Genomic DNA, 796 nt, shown 5'->3' with positions numbered 1-796 from the left:
ATGTGGCATGCCGCGCCCGGACCACCGATGTCCCCCGTGCCGCCCCGGATGGCCTCCAAGGACCTCCGCCCCCGCCGCCGGTGGTTCGCGGTCGCCTTACTGATCCCCCCGACCGTCGTGGGCATCGGCCTGCTGCTCCTGACCCTGACCGGCATGAACGCCTTCCGGTCCTACCCCCCTCCCGAGTTCCTCTCCGGGCAGGTCCAGGGGACCGGGTCGAGCACGGTGGACCTGACCACCACCGACCTCGACTCCGTGGGCCTGTACATCCGACCGACGGAGGCCGATGGCGCGGCCTGTTCGATGGACGGACCCGGCACCGCATGGTTCGCCGAACGGGAGGTCAACCACGGCTGGGACGGGTGGCGCCTGGAGTACGCACTGGAGGTCGACACGCCGGGGAGCTACACCCTGACCTGTCGCGGCTCCTCGGACGTGTCGTTCGTGGTCGCCGAGACGCGCACCGCACAGGAGGCCGACCGCAGGGGGCTCACCACGGCCCTGACCCTGTTCGGCGGTTTCGCCCTGGGGGTCCTGGGGATGTTCGTGATGATCATCACGGTCGGCATCCTGCGGGGAACCTATCCGAGCCGCGTGGCGGAGCGGGCGCGTCGGAACGGGGGACGGGCCTGACCCCACCGCCACGCCCGGTGGGCGACTTTCGCGGTCCGATTCCCGCAACAAGGACCGGCCCGGACGCGTCCTACCGGTCACCGATGGCGCGAGGACCATCGGTGACCGGCAGCCCCGAGGAAGCACACAGATGAACCAGCCCCCGCCCCACGGACACCACGGC

At 71.1% G+C, this 796-nt stretch carries 1 pseudogene; it reads left to right on the top strand.

What is annotated here, in order from left to right:
- A pseudogene (locus tag DSY14_RS27930) lies at positions 1–633 on the top strand (hypothetical protein); the annotation flags it as partial.
- Positions 634–796: the final 163 nt, after the last annotated feature.

The organism is Nocardiopsis sp. MG754419 (assembly GCF_018207095.1).
Taxonomy (GTDB): Bacteria; Actinomycetota; Actinomycetes; order Streptosporangiales; family Streptosporangiaceae; genus Nocardiopsis.
The sequence above is the reverse complement of the archived record's forward strand: the minus strand, read 5'-3'. Positions and strand labels throughout refer to the sequence as shown.